A 14,014-nucleotide genomic window follows, 5' to 3' on the forward strand; every position below is an offset into this window, starting at 1 on the left:
GCCGTTCAGATGTTAATGAGCCCCTATTTCGGTGTTATGGCGGCTTTTTGGTCCTGGTTCAAAAGGTGACATCTCCCGCCTTAAAGGCGAACGCCGAGGTGGGCCGGTAATGTCCCGGGGCTGGAGGTGTTGTCGGTGCGCAGTGGTGTTCGTCATCTTCTCGGCGCCGGCGCGGGACTGCTGGCCACGCCGCTCGTGGCGGCGGGTTTCGCGTACGGTCACGTCCAGCTTCGCGTCGCTCCCGACTGGCTGCCGCTCGCCGCGTTCGCGGGCGCGGCCCTTCTGGTCGGCGTCCTTTCCGGATCGCGGCTCTCCCCGCTCGCCTCGCTGCTGCCCGGCCTCGCCCTGACCGGGCTCGCGGTCGCGGGGCCGGCCCGGCTCGATCTGAGCTGGCTCCGGGCGCCCGGCATGTACCTGGCCGGCGGACAAGTGGCCGGCGCGTACCTGGCCGCCGTCGAACAATTGGTGAGCTTCGGCGCGCCGGCCGCCGGGTGCGTGCTGCTGGCCGCCTCCGCTTTCCCGTCCCGGTGGCGGGCCCGGCCGGCCGCGCCGGAGGCGCCCCCTCCCCCGCAGCCGGAGGAGGAGACGCCCGCGCCGCCGCCGCTGCCCAAGCGGATCCCGTCGCGCTACTGAGCGACGACCCGCTCCCTGCGACCGGCCAGCACGGCGACCACCAGGTACGGCACCGCGAACAACGCGAACGCGGCCCCGTTCGACAGCCGCCCGGAGACCGCGCCGTAGCCGGCGTAGACGGCTAGCGTGATCACGTTCACGCCGAGCCCGGCCACCGACGTGACGGTGGCCCTGGCCGCCCCGCCGATCCGCTCCTGCAGCCGGGCGTCGGCCACCACCCCGGCGAGCTGGAACGCGCCGAACGCCACGGCGATCAGCACGAACCCGGCCGGATGCCCGCTCAGCGCCCCTGCCGCGAGGGCGACGGCCGCCGCCGCGACGGTGAGGCCGTAGGCCCGGTCGGGCAGCCGCGCGGCGGCCCCGGCCAGCAGCCCGCCGGCCGTGGCCCCGATCCAGACGACGAGCACCAGCAGAGGCACGGTGCTCTGCACGACGCCGGTCTCGACGCCCAGGAACGGGATGTACTCCTCCAGCGCGCCCCAGATCGCCGTGACGACGGCGACCAGCAGCAGCGCCCGCAGCACGGCGCGATCGGCGCGCGCCGCGGCGAGCCCCGAACGCAGGACCGCGAGATAGCCCTCCTCCCCGGCCGCGCGCGGGGCGCGGTGCTCGGGCAGCGTCAGCGCCGTGACCGCGCAGAGGACGCAGGCCGCCACGCTGGCCGCGCCGACGACGGCGTAGCCGCCGGCCGCGAAGACGGGCACCGCCAGCCCGATGGCGAGGGCGTTGGCCACGAGCCCGGCGGCCTCCGCCCGGCCCATGACGGCGGCGTAGCGGTCTTCCTGGCCCCGACGTTGCAACTCCTCGTACGCCAGGGCCTCGTAGGAGCCGGACACGAGGGCGCCCTGCGCCCCCCACAGCACGAATCCGGCGGCGAAGGCCCAGAAGGACGGGACCGAGACCCACAGGGCGTAACCGGCCCCGGCCAGCAGCGGGCCGAGGAACAGCAGCAGCCGCCTCGACACGGTGTCGGCCCAGGCCCCGGACGGGACCTCCAGCACCATGCCCGTCACCGACCAGATGACGAACAGCACGGATGCCTCGGCGACGGACACCCCGGCGTCGGCGAACAGCAGCGTGTAGACCGGGTAGAGCAGAATGAATTCGCCTAAGAACGCATAGGCGTACAGCTTGAAGACGAGCATGAGGCCCTCCAGCAGGACGAACAGGATCTCCGGGAGCTCGTCGCCCCGGAGGTCCGCGCGCCCCGCGCGGGCCTGCGGCCGTCAGTCATCAATGTCGTCGGATCATGCCCGCGAGTCTAGCGGCCCCGCTGCTACCCTGCGGTGCGTGGCCAGGGCAGTGAGCGTGGTGGTGCGCTATCGCAAGGCGGTGACGTACGGCGTGCACGCGCTGCTCGCCGCGCTGGAGACCGCGCAGGTCGAGCACGAGCTGCGGCTCGGCACCACCCCCGAGGAGACCGCCGGGCACATCAGGGACGCCGGGGCCGACCGCGTGCTCACGCTCTGGTCGTTCTACTCGCCGGACGCCGAGGCCATGGCCGCCGAGCTCGCCGTGGTCAAGGAGCTGAGCGGCGGGCGCGGTCTGCACATCGCGGGCGGCGTGCACGCCACGGCCGAGCCGCAGCAGGTCATCGACGCCGGCTGGGACCTCGCGGGCATCGGCGAGGGCGAGTCCACGATCATCGCGCTGGTCCGGGCGCTGCGCGAGGACGCGCCGCTCACCACCGTCCCCGGCCTGGCGATCAGGGACGCCGACGGGGTCGCGCTCCGCACCCGGCCCGCGCCGCAGCTCCCGCTGGACGCGTTCCCGTCCTTTGTCGGCAGGAACGGACCCATCGAGATCACGCGTGGGTGCCGTTACACCTGCCGCTTCTGTCAGACGCCGTTCATGTTCGGCGGCCAGTTCCGGCACCGGTCGGTGGCGAGCGTGCGCGAGCACGTCCGGGGCATGGTGGAGCGCGGGCTGAAGGACATCCGGTTCATCACGCCCACGTCGCTGTCGTACGGCTCCCCCGGCCCCGACCCCGACCTCGGCGCGGTGGAGGAGCTGCTGGCGGGGGTGAAGGAGGAGCTGCCACCGCACGGCCGGGTCTTCTTCGGCAGCTTCCCGTCGGAGGTGCGGCCCGAGCACGTGACGCCGGAGGCGATGCGCCTGCTCAAGCGGTACGTCGCCAACGACAACCTGATCATCGGCGCCCAGTCGGGTTCGGACAAGGTGCTGGCCGCCTCCGGGCGCGGCCACGACACCTCACCGGTGCGCGACGCGGTCCGCATCGCGGTCGAGCACGGCTTCCGGCCCAACGTCGACTTCATCTTCGGCATGCCCGGCGAGGACGAGTCCGACCAGGCCGCCTCGCTCCGGCTCGCCGCCGACCTGGCCGAGCTGGGCGCGCGCATCCACACGCACACGTTCATGCCGCTGCCCGGCACGCCGTGGCGGGACGCCGAGCCGGCCTTCATCCCGCTGACGACGATGCGCGAGCTCGACCGGCTGGCGCAGCGCGGCGACGCCTACGGGCACTGGCGCAAGCAAGCCGAGCACTCGGCCCGGCTGGCCGAGACCGCCAAGAACTACCCGCGCCGCGCCCGGCGCAGGCGCGCCTGACCGGGCTGGGCGGGTCAGGCCGGGCGGCCCGCGTCGTCGTCCTCGTCGTGCCCGTCGTCGAAGGCGGCGGTCAACGCCCGCTCGAACGCGTCGCTGACCGGCCGCAACGCCTGCGAGAACGCGTTGACGAGCGGCCCGATGATCTCGGACACCTCGGTCATGAGGTCGGGGCTCTTGCTCTCGGGAGGCGCCCAGCGCATGGCGTCGGCGCTCAGCGTCTCCCATTCCTCGACGACACCGTCGATGGCGTCGAGCACATGATCAGGATCGCTTGGCATGACGGCTCCCCGCGGCGAGAAAGGGGTCAACACCACGGTAACCCAGCCGAGGGCGCGGCGACCGCTCAGGCCGGGACGGAGACACAGCCTCCCAGGCCAGGTGTTGACGTGCTCCTCCACATGAATGCGGAGGATTCCTGTGCTGCCTAGGCAGCAGCTCGCGGCGCCGGGGCGGGCGAGACTGTAGGACAGGATGCTTGGCGCTTCACCGACCCCGACACCTCGGAGTCTCCACGCCCTGTGACCGCCCGTCCGGCGGCAGCGGTGTACCGGTGGAGCTGATTTCTGGCGGCGTTGGTGTCGGCGTTGCCGATCCATCCGCACGCCGGGTTCTTGCACACGAACCGGGCCTGACTCTCGCGCGAGCCCGGCACGGTCGTGTGGCAGCGGTGGCACTGGCGGCTGGTGCCGTGCGGCGGGACCTTGGCCACCAGGCCGCCCCGATCGGCGGCCTTGTAGGTCAGCAGATCGACCGTGCGGCCCCACGCCTCCCCTGCGATGGCCCGGTTCAGGCCCCGCTTGCGGGCGACGCCCCGGCCGGGTTCCTCCACGGTCCCCGCCGCCGAGGCCATCATGTTCACGATACGGAGGTCCTCCACCACGATCACGCTGAACCACTCGGCCAGCATCGTGGTGGTCTTGTGCTGCCAGTCGAGAGCCCGGCGCTTGGCTTTCGCACGGAGCTTGGCGATCTGGTCGTAGATGTGGCGCTCCCGGTTCGAGGCCGGAGCGCCCTTCGTACGGTGGGCGCGCCGGCGAGCGCTCGCGCGTTGCAGGCGCAGCAGCCGGGCCTGCTCCCCGCCGGTGAGCCATGGCCCGTGCGTAAGGTGCTCCCCTGTGGACAAGGCGAGGGGGACCGCGATGCCCCGATCCATCCCCACGGTCGGCCCCTGATGCGGGGCCGGGACCGGGACATTCAGTTCGGTGCGGAAGACGATGTGCCAGCCGAGGGCGTCCTTGACCAGCCGCGCCCCGGTGATCCGCCCCCGGGGTGAGCTTCTGGTGACGCCGGGCAGGTCTTTGGTCCAGCGGAACCGGACCCGGCCGATCTTGGGCAGGTTCACCGCGCCCCATCTGCGGTTGATCCGGGTGATGCGCAGGTCGCGGGCCTGGGGGACATCGACGGCCATCCGCGACCGCACGCGGCTCTTGAACGCGGGCCGCCCGGCAGGATGTTTGGGGTCGAAGAAGTTCACCCACGCCCGCCGGTAGGTCTTCAGCACCGCCTGCGCGGCCTGAGCGGGCAGGTCGTTCAGCCAGGCGATCTCCCGGCGTGCCGTACGGATCGCCTCGTCGCAGTCCTTGAGCGAGGCGAGGCGGCCCTGCCGGAACGTCGTGTACTCATGCAGCAGGTTCCACAGGGCACGCGCGCAGTGCGCCTGACGGTCCAGGGCGGCGCTCTGCGCCCGGTCCAGGTCCAGCCGCGCAACGTGCGCCCGGGCCCGCCTCTCCTTCACGCCGGCGATCGTATCGTCCGGTGTCACGGACCAACCTTTGATTTACACAAGGGACGGCACTTACTCGGTGTCCGCCTCGTGTTCGTGACCAAATACCGGCGGGAGGTGTTCACCGCGCCGACGCGGACCTACTGCGATGAAATCATGCGGGACGCCTGCGCGAGCTTCGACATTGTCCTGGTCGAGTTGAACGGCGAGGACGACCATGTCCACCTGCTGGTGAACATCCCACCCAAGATTGCCCTGCGCGTCCTGGTCAACTCCCTCGCAGGCGACTCGGCGCGTCACCTGCGCAAGGAGTACGACGCTTTATGGTCCCGCTCCTCTTACGCGGGCTCGGCCGGCGGCGCGAACCTGGCCACCATCAGGGCCTACATCCAAGGCCAGGACCGGCCCACTGGCTGAGGTTCAGGCCCGCTCGTGCCCTGGCGGGCACTCCCGCGCGGGTAGAAGGCGACGCTGCGCTCGACGTCGCGGACGTACAGGACGGCGTGGTTGAGGCGCTGGACCGGCATGATGATCCCCTTTCGCGGGTGTCTCGCCTCAAGTATATGAGAGTTCAACTAAAATGGGAGGGTGACGATGACGACCCGATGGCTGGACGAGGACGAGCAGCGGACCTGGCGCGCGTTCCTGGCGGCCACCCGGCACGTCCAGGAGACGCTGGACCGGCAGCTCCAGCGCGACGCGGGCATGCCGCACGCCTACTACGAGATCCTCGTGCGCCTGTCCGAGGCTCCCGAGCGCACGCTGCGCATGAGCGAGCTGGCCAGCCGGGCCGGCAGCTCGCAGAGCCGGCTGTCGCACGCCGTGGCGCGGCTGGAGGAGCGCGGCTGGGTGCGCCGCGAGCGGTGCCCGGCCGACGGCCGCGGCCTGCTCGCCGTCCTGACCGACGACGGGTACGCCGCGCTCGCCGCCGCCGCTCCCGGCCACGTGGAGGAGGTCAGGCGGACCCTGTTCGACGTGCTGGAGCCCGGCCAGGTCGCGGCGCTTGAGGCGATCTGCACCGCGATCGTGTCGTCTCCCGGCGGGACACACGGCGGAGGTAGCGCGCGAAGTGTCGGGCCGAGGCCGTAGCGTTCTCCCGGTACCCGAGCGAGGAGAGGCCGATGCACCACTCAGAGAAGGCGCTGTTCCTGGCGGTCCACGGCATCGCGGGGCGGTTCGCCGGCCAGCCCGTGCCCGTGGTCATGGAGGCGCTGCTGCGCGGCCTGCCCAAGGCCCCCGGCCTTGAGGTGACGGAGATCCGCAAGATCGCCGAGGAGATCAGCGTCGGACGCGATCCCTCGGGCTTGTGACCGCCTGATCGCGGGGGGAGGGGACGGGCGAAAACGGCACGGCAGGGTTACCATTTGTCGCGTCTGATCCAGCTTGCGCCCGACAAGGAGTCCGTGAGTGACGCTGGTCGCCGGGGTCGATTCTTCGACGCAGAGTTGCAAAGTCGTCATCCGTGACGCGGAGACGGGCGCGCTGGTCCGCGAGGGCCGGGCCCGGCATCCCGAGGGCACGGAGGTCCACCCGTCGCACTGGTGGGCGGCGCTGCTGGAGGCCCTGGAGGGCGCCGGCGGGCTCGACGGGGTGGCGGCCGTCAGCGTGGGCGGGCAGCAGCACGGCATGGTCTGCCTGGACGAGTCCGGAAATGTCGTACGCGATGCCCTGCTCTGGAACGACACCCGCTCCGCCCGGGCCGCCGCCGACCTCACCACCGAGCTGGGCGGCCCCCAGGCGTGGGCCGACGCGGTCGGCTCGGTGCCGGTGGCGTCGTTCACGATCACCAAGCTGCGGTGGCTGGCCGAGCACGAGCCCGACAACGCCCGCCGCACCGCCGCCGTGTGCCTCCCCCACGACTGGCTGACCTGGCGGCTGGCCGGGGCGCTCGCCTCCGGCGTCCCGTTCTCCCGCGAGGGCTGGGTGGACGCGCCGCTCGCGCCCCTCGACGCGCTCACGACCGACCGGGGCGACGCCTCCGGCACCGGCTACTGGTCGCCGTTCACCGGCTCCTACCGCACCGACCTGCTGAAGGCCGCCTTCGGCGGGACGCCGCTGCTGCCCCGCGTGCTCGGCCCCACCGACCGGGCCTACGACGGCGGTGTCCTGCTCGCGCCCGGCACCGGCGACAACATGGCCGCCGCGCTCGGCGTGGGCGCCCGCCCCGGCGACGTCGTGGTCTCGCTCGGCACCTCGGGCACCGCCTTCGCGGTCGCCGAGCAGCCCAGCGCCGACCCGACGGGCGCGGTGGCGGGGTTCGCCGACGCGACGGGCCGCTTCCTGCCGCTGGTGTGCACGCTCAACGCCGCCCGCGTCCTCGACGCCGCCGCCCGCATCGCCGGCGTCGGCCTCGGCGAGCTGAGCGACCTCGCGCTCCAGGCCCCCGCCGGGGCCGGCGGGCTGACCCTGGTGCCCTACCTCGAAGGCGAGCGCACCCCCAACCGCCCCACCGCCACCGGCTCGGTCCACGGGCTGACGCTGGCCACCGCCACCCCCGCCCACCTGGCCCGCGCGGCCGTCGAGGGCATGCTGTGCGGCCTCGCCGACGCCCTCGACGCGCTGCGCACGCGGCCCGAACGGGTGCTCATGATCGGCGGCGCGGCCCGCTCGGAGGCCGTCCGGCGCATCGCGCCGACCGTCTTCGGCGTGCCCGTCACCGTGCCGCCCCCCGCCGAGTACGTCGCCGACGGGGCCGCCTACCAGGCGGCGACGCTGCTGACCACGCCGGAGTGGCGGGGGGCGGAGGAGACGGCCACGTACGACGGCGAGGCCGTCCCCGAGATCCGCGCCCGCTACGCCCGCGCCACCGAGCACATCCTCGACTGATCGTGCCCGCTCATCGGCCCGCGGTCGGGGCGTAGGGCTCGCGCCAGAGCTCCCGGCCCGCGGCGTCGTACCCGACGACCTCGAAGCCCTTCCCGTAGATGTCGCCGTCGCGCCCGTGCCTACCCGCGAACAACCGCACGCCGATCCCCCACGGGTCCTTCCTGGTCGTGGCGGTCGCCCTGCGCCCGTCCGGGAAGACCAGCTCGACCTCGGTCGTCCGCAGGTCGGCCACGACGCCGAACCAGCGGCGCTCGCGCTCGTGCAGCAGCACCGGGATCCTCCCCCCGCCCAGGTCGCGCAGGAGATCCTTGGCGCGTACGAGGTCGGCGGCCACCGGATCCCCGTCCAGCCGCCAGATCAGGGTCCGGTCGGGGACGTCGAACACGTTGGCGCTCAGCCCGCCGCCCAGCCGCAGCACCGTACCGACCGGCTCGGCCGTCGCCTCCGGCACGGTCAGCGGCGTGTGCGTCGCCGTGGCCACCGTCAGGCCCCGCGCGTCGGTGAACTCGAAGCCCGTCACCCGCGTCGAGGCGGGCAGGGTGACCGTCCAGATGGCCCGGGGCGCGCCGGCCGGACGCGTGATCTGCCCGGGCGTCCTTCGTCCCGTGGCCGAGACGGCGTTCACCCCCGCGACCCGGTCGCCGGCCGCGCCGAAGTACAGCGTCTTCTCGGGCGGCGGCCACGACTCGGTGGTTCCTTCGAACGACGCATCCCCGCTGACCGGCCCGGCGTTGCAGGAGGACGACGACCCGCCCGTCCTGTTCCGGTGCAGCCGGCAGAAGGCCAGGGCGCCGTCGGAGCGCCGCGCGTACCAGAGCTCCACAGCCCCGCCGAGCGCCGGGTCGTCCACGACCAATCGGTCGCCCAGCGGCGGCTTGCCCTCCAACCCGATCTCGCGGCCGGACGCGTTCACGCCTGTGGACGGCACCGGCTGGAGAACGCCGGTGGCCACGTCCACGCCACCGCCGCCGCCCAGCCCCGTCGTCACGATGGCCACGGCCGCCGCCGTGCCCCCCACCGCCGCCAGCATCCGCATCCGGTCGCGCCGTCTGCCCCGCGACCGCGCCACGACCCGGCCGGGCAGCCCGGCCGGCGACTGCGGCGCGTCTTCGGCGGCGTGCCGGAGGGTGCTCCGCAGCAGGCCCTCCACCCGCTCGTCCTCGGTCATCATGAAATGCCCTCCTCGGCCTCGCGACGGTCGTCTGACAGGGCGGAACGCAGCTTGCCGAGACCCAGGGAGGCGTGGCTGCGCACCGTCCCGCGCGAGATCCCGAGCACCCGGGCGATCTCCTCGTCCGCCAGGTCCTCGTAGTAGCGCAGGACGAGCACGGTCCGCTGCTTGCGCGGCAGCCCCTTCAGCGCCTCCCACAGCCCCTGCTCCGCCTCGGACGGCAGCAGGTCATGGCGTACGGGTGCGTCCGGCACCTCGCCGAACAGGTGCTCCCGCCTGCGCCGCCGCCAGACGCTGATGTGCAGCCTGGCCATGATCGTGCGGGTGTACGCCTCGGGGTCCTGCTTGCGCCGTACGCGGGGCCAGGCCCGGTGCAGCCTGATCAGCGCCTCCTGCGTCAGATCGGCCGCGTCGTGGGCGTTGCCGCTGAGCACGTAGCCGTACCGCAGCAACGCGTCGGCGCGATCCGCCACGAAGCTCTCGAACCTGGAGTCATCCTCCAAGATCCAACCTTTCCTCGTTCCGTCCCCCTGTAGACGGACCGAGCCCCCGAACTGTTGAACCTCACCCGGTCGCCTTGGCCTCACTCATGAGCCAGGCGCAGATCAGGGCGGTGACCACGAAGCCGGTCGTCGCGGGTACGGCGACGAAGAGGTGGAGCGGGAGGTTCCCGTCGGGCATCCAGGAGCCGTAGTCCGGCTGGAGGAAGGCGACCGCCAGCATGGCGAACGGCGCCAGCATCCCCACGAGCGGCCACGGAGACAGGCGGGCCAGCCACGCGGCCACCAGGCTGAGCGGGAAGGGCGCGAGCGCGAACGCCGACAGCAGCTTGAGCTCGGAGTCCGAGTCACGGGTCGGCCAGTGGAGGAGCAGCAGCAGCGCGAACGCCACCGCGGCCCCTGCCAGGGCGGACCTCAGGATGAGGCGCACAGCGTGATTCTGGGGCATCAGCCGCGGCCGGGTCGACGTCAGGGGCCCCTGCCGACGGGAGGTCGGCGGGGCCCCGGCCGGTTCACTTGACGGCGGTCACGAGATCGACGGACGCGAACGGATTGAACTCCTCCAGGAACCCTCTGGCCACCAGGACGCTCACCGGCACCTCGTCGTTCGTCTGCGGGAACCCGGGGACGAGCCTGCTGATCACGTGATACTGCGTGCCGCCGCCCGGCATCTGGAACGCGGGAGCGGCCGGGCCCACCTCGACGCCGAACGCGGTCCTCACGACGAACGCGTGATAGTTGCACAGGTTCATGGGGGCCGCGGAGCTGGTGTTCAGGTTCCGCGGCGGCAGTCCGCGTCTGATGAACAGGTCGCCCATCGGCGCCAGGAACGAGCCCGCGTTGCTGCCGAACCGGTCGAGCTTCATGCCGGGCTGCAGGGTGGTCGTCTTGAGCAGCAGCCGGCCGTTCGGGTAGTTGCCGGAACGGCCGAAGCCGGAGTCGGGCGGGAAACGGTAGTTGCGCAGGTCGTAGTCCCAGTAGCGGGCGAGGAAGTGCTGCGGGGCGAGGCCGCCCAGCGGCACGTAGCCGTGCAGGATCGCCCCCAGGTAGCCGGTTCTCGGCAGGACGGTCGGCCCGAGGTCGGGGTCGCCGGTGATGTAAGGGGGGCCGCAGACCCGCTTGCCGGGCACCGGGACGGCGGCCGACCCGGTGGGCGTGTCCTTGCTCGAAGACGGCGTGCTGAGCTCCGGCTGCTGGACGAGCCGGGTCTCGGGCTGGACGGCGCTCTCGGCGTACGCGGCCGTGCCGCCCATGGCGCTCAACATCGTGCACAGCGCGGCGGCCAGCATGGCGCCGCGTCGGTTTTCCGGCATGACTTTCCCGTCGATCCTCAATGGCGAACGAATGAGAACTGATCACCAGAGAATGGACGACCAAGCGCCGCGTATAGTGATCGATTCCTACATTCCCGCCATCGCCGGAATCGCAATCTCGGGCACTCTAAGAGAACAGCAAAGCTCGAAGGCTAAATTGTCATATGTGGTGATTTGTATTCGATGTCGGGTATGGGGCGCTCCTCCTCGACGGCCGCGCGGCCGTCGAGGAGGAGCCGGCGCGAGCGGGCCGGCTCTACGGTGCGATCGACCAGAGCTGGCAGGTGTTGTTGAGCCACATCCACAACCGGACCGGCGTGCCGTTCGCCGTGCCGCAGTTCTGGTTGTCGAGCACCATGCCGCTGTTCTCCACCACGAGCTCGTACCGCCCGTTGCCCGCGGGCACGACCGCCCACTGCTGGCAGAGGTTGCCGAGCGGCTGCCACAGGTTGACGGCCGTGCCGAGGGCCAGCCCGCAGTTGACCGCGTCGAGCACCTTGCCGGCGTTGACGTTGGTGATCGTCCACTTGTTCGCGCCGACGCTGGTGAAGCGCCACTGCTGGCAGGTGTTGCCGAGCGCCTGCCACTGGTCGATCTGCGTGCCGTTGGCCGTGCCGCAGTTGACCGCGTCGAGCACCTTGCCGCTCGCGAGGTTCGTGATCCGGTAGGTGGCTCCGTTCACGGGGAAGGTGACGCTCTTGCTGTAGCCGACGGAGACGATGTTGGCCTGCACGGCGTTCTCCGTGGCGTCGCTCGGATAGCCGCTGGTCATGACGCCCTCGAAGAACGATCCGACGGAGCCGTTGCTGTTGTCGCCGCCGATGCCGAGGATGATGGCGCCCTGCTTGGTCATCGGGCGGTAGCCCGCCTGGGTGGGCAGCGGTCCGTCGTACCGGGTCGCCAGGCCGCCGGACTGGGCGTTGCCGTCCTTGATGGCGTACGTCGAGGTGCCGTTGTTCTTCAGCATGGCCGTCACGAACGCGGAGTTGCGGCCGGTGTTCGCGGTCCAGGAGCCGTTGCCGCCGGCGAACAGCCCGTTCTCCAGGTCGGCCGCGACGCGCGGCCCGCCCGCGCACGGTGAGAACCAGCAGAGCGTGCCGAAGTAGATCGCGTCCATGTCGCCGTTGCCGGTGTCCATGTTGTTCGTCTCGGCGTTGCCGTAGTCGAAGCAGCACCGGTCGTTGACGTGCGTGCCCTCGGTCACCATGTACATGCCCTCGGGCTGGCTGCCGGTGGCGACGCCGTTCGTCGCGTTGTTGCGGTAGCCGTTGCCCGCCGACATGTAGATGCCGTAGACCTTGTGGCCGCCCGCCGTCACGGGCAGGGCCGCCGCGTTCGCGCCCTGGTCGGCCGTGGGATTCGCGCCGCCGCCCGGGGCGATCGTGAGGTCGTTGTGGCGCGAGGTCTGGTCGTAGACGCGGACGATCGTGCAGTACGTGCCCGAGCAGAAGGAGTCCTGGGTGGCGGCGTTCGCGTAACCGCCTGCGCTGAGCACGCCGATGTTGGCCGTCGCGCCGTCGGACCAGCGTCGCACCTGGTAGAGCGGGCCGTTGTAGGAGCCGAAGAGGGCACGGGTGGTGCTGTGCGCGGCGACGCACGGGGTGCCGCCGCTCGCGTAGATGTCGCAGGACGACGGTCCGGCCGCCTGTGCGGTGCCTGGTGGCACGGCGACCAGCGCGGTGACGACGAGCGCCGCCGAGGAGGCGACGGTGAGGGCCGTCCGCCGCCAATGGCGCAAGGACCAGAAACCCATGATGTGCCTTTCATGTGCGGCGAGGCAGCGCGGTGCCAGGCGGTGAAGGGAATGATTGTTAGCGCTAACATGCGTCGCTGGAAAACCGACTTGTTAGCGCTAACATTTATGGCCACAACATTTCCGAGGTGTTTCGACCAAAGTGTCATCGCCGGGATGGCGACTGTCAATAGCCGTCGAAGGCCGGTGTCAACTCCGCGCGCTCAGGCCAGACGGGCGCCGAGTGCGGCGGCGCGGTCCAGGAACAGGTCGCGCTCGCGGGCGTTCCTGGTCAGCTCGGCCGCGCGCCGGAACTCGGCGCTCGCCTCCTCGGCCCGCCCCAGCTTGGCCAGCAGGTCCCCGCGTACGGCGGGCAGATGCGCGTACCCCCGCAGGGCCCGCTCGTCCCGGAGGCCGTCGGCGATCTCCAGGCCGCGCGCGGGCCCGTACGCCATGCCGACCGCGACCGCCCGGTTCAGCTCGACGATCGGCGAGGGCGTGAGGTGGGCCAGCAGCCGGTAGAGGGCCGCCATGCGCTCCCAGTCGGTGGCCTCCGGGGTGAGCGCGCGGGCGTGGCACGCGGCGATGGCGGCCTGCAGCCCGTACGGACCGAGCGTGCCCAGCTCCTCGGCGCGGCGCAGCGCCGCCAGGCCCCGGCGGATCAGCAGCCGGTCCCAGCGGCTGCGGTCCTGGTCGAGCAGGAGGATGGGCGTGCCGTCGGGGGCGGTCCTGGCCGGGAGCCGCGACGCCTGGATCTCCATGAGCGCGAGCAGGCCGTGGACCTCGGGCTCTTCCGGCATGAGCCCGGCCAGCACGCGGCCGAGGCGCATGGCCTCCTGGCACAGCGACGGGCGGATCCAGTCGTCGCCCGCGGTCGCCGCGTACCCCTCGTTGAAGATCAGGTAGATGACCTCCAGGAGGGAGGCCAGCCGGGCCGGCAGCTCGGCGGGCGGCGGCAGCTCGATCGGGATCCTCTTGTCGGCGAGGGTGCGCTTGGCGCGCGAGATGCGCTGCCCGACGGTGGGCTCGGGGACCAGGAAGGCGCGGGCGATCTCGGCGGTGGTCAGATTGCCGAGCAGGCGGAGCGTGAGCGCCAGCCGGCCCTCGACGGGGAGCGCGGGGTGGCAGGCGGTGAAGATCAGGCGGAGCAGGTCGTCGCCGATGTGGTCGTCGAGTGCGTCGTCCAGCTCGGCCTGCGCCGACTCCTGGCGGAGCTCCATGTCCATGCCGATCTCCTGCAGCTTGCGCTGGTAGGTGTCGCGGCGGCGGAACTGGTCGACGGCCCGGTGCTTGGCCGTGAGCGTCAGCCACGCCCCCGGATTCTCGGGCACGCCCTTGACCGGCCACTCTTCGAGCGCGGCCACCAGGGCGTCCTGCGCCAGCTCCTCGGCCAGTCCGATGTCGCCGACCATGCGGGCCAGAGCCGCGATGACCCGGGCGGACTCGATCCGCCACACCGCCTCCACCGCCCGATGCGCAACAGCTACCGTCATATGTCCTGAATACCATCAGGCCGGGGATCATGTCCCCGGCCTGGTGAAGCGGCCC

General features: G+C 72.0%; 15 protein-coding genes. 6 read left to right on the forward strand and 9 right to left on the reverse strand.

Annotation, left to right across the window (positions count from 1 at the left end):
- Positions 1–135: 135 nt before the first annotated feature.
- Positions 136–633: a hypothetical protein gene (locus ABD292_RS18365; protein ID WP_344208655.1), complete on the forward strand. Its 498-nt coding sequence runs from the start codon at positions 136–138 to the stop codon at positions 631–633.
- Here the strand turns inward: ABD292_RS18365 and ABD292_RS18370 are convergent.
- Positions 627–1,778, reverse strand: a complete 1,152-nt coding sequence (locus ABD292_RS18370) for an MFS transporter (protein WP_344208657.1) — start codon at positions 1,776–1,778, stop codon at positions 627–629. The genes ABD292_RS18365 and ABD292_RS18370 overlap by 7 nt on opposite strands.
- A 145-nt stretch (positions 1,779–1,923) precedes the next feature.
- On the opposite strand from ABD292_RS18370, the gene ABD292_RS18375 reads away from it, so the two are divergent.
- Positions 1,924–3,201 (forward strand): TIGR04013 family B12-binding domain/radical SAM domain-containing protein, encoded by a 1,278-nt coding sequence (locus ABD292_RS18375; RefSeq protein ID WP_344208659.1) that lies wholly within the window; start codon positions 1,924–1,926, stop codon positions 3,199–3,201.
- A gap of 14 nt (positions 3,202–3,215) precedes the next feature.
- Here the strand turns inward: ABD292_RS18375 and ABD292_RS18380 are convergent, their stop codons facing one another.
- Together ABD292_RS18380 and ABD292_RS18385 are read right to left on the reverse strand one after the other, a co-directional pair.
- A complete protein-coding gene (locus tag ABD292_RS18380) occupies positions 3,216–3,479 on the reverse strand; it encodes a hypothetical protein (protein ID WP_344208661.1) in 264 nt (87 codons plus the stop codon).
- Between the two features lie 146 nt (positions 3,480–3,625).
- Positions 3,626–4,936 carry an RNA-guided endonuclease InsQ/TnpB family protein gene (locus ABD292_RS18385; RefSeq protein WP_344208662.1) on the reverse strand — a complete coding sequence of 437 codons (1,311 nt, stop codon included), beginning with the start codon at positions 4,934–4,936 and terminating at the stop codon, positions 3,626–3,628.
- Positions 4,937–4,948: 12 nt separating this feature from the next.
- On the opposite strand from ABD292_RS18385, the gene tnpA reads away from it, so the two are divergent.
- From tnpA to ABD292_RS18405, 4 genes are all read left to right on the forward strand, one after another.
- Positions 4,949–5,341, forward strand: coding sequence for an IS200/IS605 family transposase (gene tnpA / locus ABD292_RS18390; RefSeq protein ID WP_344209103.1), 393 nt, complete (start codon positions 4,949–4,951; stop codon positions 5,339–5,341).
- 177 nt (positions 5,342–5,518) lie between these two features.
- Positions 5,519–6,013 carry a MarR family winged helix-turn-helix transcriptional regulator gene (locus ABD292_RS18395; RefSeq protein WP_344209105.1) on the forward strand — a complete coding sequence of 165 codons (495 nt, stop codon included), beginning with the start codon at positions 5,519–5,521 and terminating at the stop codon, positions 6,011–6,013.
- Positions 6,014–6,045: 32 nt separating this feature from the next.
- Positions 6,046–6,234 carry a hypothetical protein gene (locus ABD292_RS18400; protein ID WP_329587413.1) on the forward strand — a complete coding sequence of 63 codons (189 nt, stop codon included), beginning with the start codon at positions 6,046–6,048 and terminating at the stop codon, positions 6,232–6,234.
- A 97-nt stretch (positions 6,235–6,331) separates the two neighbouring features.
- Positions 6,332–7,750, forward strand: a complete 1,419-nt coding sequence (locus ABD292_RS18405; RefSeq protein WP_344208665.1) for a xylulokinase — start codon at positions 6,332–6,334, stop codon at positions 7,748–7,750.
- A gap of 10 nt (positions 7,751–7,760) precedes the next feature.
- On the opposite strand, the gene ABD292_RS18410 is transcribed toward ABD292_RS18405, so the two are convergent.
- The 6 genes from ABD292_RS18410 to ABD292_RS18435 all read right to left on the reverse strand — a co-directional run bounded on the left by ABD292_RS18410 (position 7,761) and on the right by ABD292_RS18435 (position 13,959).
- On the reverse strand, positions 7,761–8,921 hold the full coding sequence (locus tag ABD292_RS18410) for a hypothetical protein (protein WP_344208667.1): 1,161 nt from the start codon (positions 8,919–8,921) through the stop codon (positions 7,761–7,763).
- The gene (locus tag ABD292_RS18415) at positions 8,918–9,424 is read right to left on the reverse strand and encodes a SigE family RNA polymerase sigma factor (RefSeq protein WP_344208669.1); all 507 of its coding nucleotides are present in this window, start codon (positions 9,422–9,424) and stop codon (positions 8,918–8,920) included. The genes ABD292_RS18410 and ABD292_RS18415 overlap by 4 nt, the downstream gene beginning before the upstream one ends.
- A gap of 61 nt (positions 9,425–9,485) precedes the next feature.
- Positions 9,486–9,851 (reverse strand): hypothetical protein, encoded by a 366-nt coding sequence (locus ABD292_RS18420; RefSeq protein ID WP_344208671.1) that lies wholly within the window; start codon positions 9,849–9,851, stop codon positions 9,486–9,488.
- An 82-nt stretch (positions 9,852–9,933) separates the two neighbouring features.
- A complete protein-coding gene (locus ABD292_RS18425; RefSeq protein WP_344208673.1) occupies positions 9,934–10,734 on the reverse strand; it encodes a TNT domain-containing protein in 801 nt (266 codons plus the stop codon).
- A gap of 256 nt (positions 10,735–10,990) precedes the next feature.
- The gene (locus ABD292_RS18430; RefSeq protein WP_344208675.1) at positions 10,991–12,487 is read right to left on the reverse strand and encodes an arabinofuranosidase catalytic domain-containing protein; all 1,497 of its coding nucleotides are present in this window, start codon (positions 12,485–12,487) and stop codon (positions 10,991–10,993) included.
- Positions 12,488–12,690: 203 nt separating this feature from the next.
- Positions 12,691–13,959: an RNA polymerase sigma factor gene (locus ABD292_RS18435; protein WP_344208678.1), complete on the reverse strand. Its 1,269-nt coding sequence runs from the start codon at positions 13,957–13,959 to the stop codon at positions 12,691–12,693.
- Positions 13,960–14,014: the final 55 nt, after the last annotated feature.

Source organism: Nonomuraea bangladeshensis (assembly GCF_039529455.1).
GTDB lineage: Bacteria > Actinomycetota > Actinomycetes > Streptosporangiales > Streptosporangiaceae > Nonomuraea > Nonomuraea bangladeshensis.

Coding starts and splice junctions, on each gene's coding strand:
- ABD292_RS18430 (WP_344208675.1), bottom strand. CDS start 12,487: ATGGGTTTCTGGTCCTTGCGCCATTGGCGGCGGACGGCCCTCACCGTC.
- ABD292_RS18370 (WP_344208657.1), bottom strand. CDS start 1,778: ATGCTCGTCTTCAAGCTGTACGCCTATGCGTTCTTAGGCGAATTCATT.
- ABD292_RS18380 (WP_344208661.1), bottom strand. CDS start 3,479: ATGCCAAGCGATCCTGATCATGTGCTCGACGCCATCGACGGTGTCGTC.
- ABD292_RS18425 (WP_344208673.1), bottom strand. CDS start 10,734: ATGCCGGAAAACCGACGCGGCGCCATGCTGGCCGCCGCGCTGTGCACG.
- ABD292_RS18410 (WP_344208667.1), bottom strand. CDS start 8,921: ATGATGACCGAGGACGAGCGGGTGGAGGGCCTGCTGCGGAGCACCCTC.
- ABD292_RS18400 (WP_329587413.1), top strand. CDS start 6,046: ATGCACCACTCAGAGAAGGCGCTGTTCCTGGCGGTCCACGGCATCGCG.
- ABD292_RS18395 (WP_344209105.1), top strand. CDS start 5,519: ATGACGACCCGATGGCTGGACGAGGACGAGCAGCGGACCTGGCGCGCG.
- ABD292_RS18435 (WP_344208678.1), bottom strand. CDS start 13,959: ATGACGGTAGCTGTTGCGCATCGGGCGGTGGAGGCGGTGTGGCGGATC.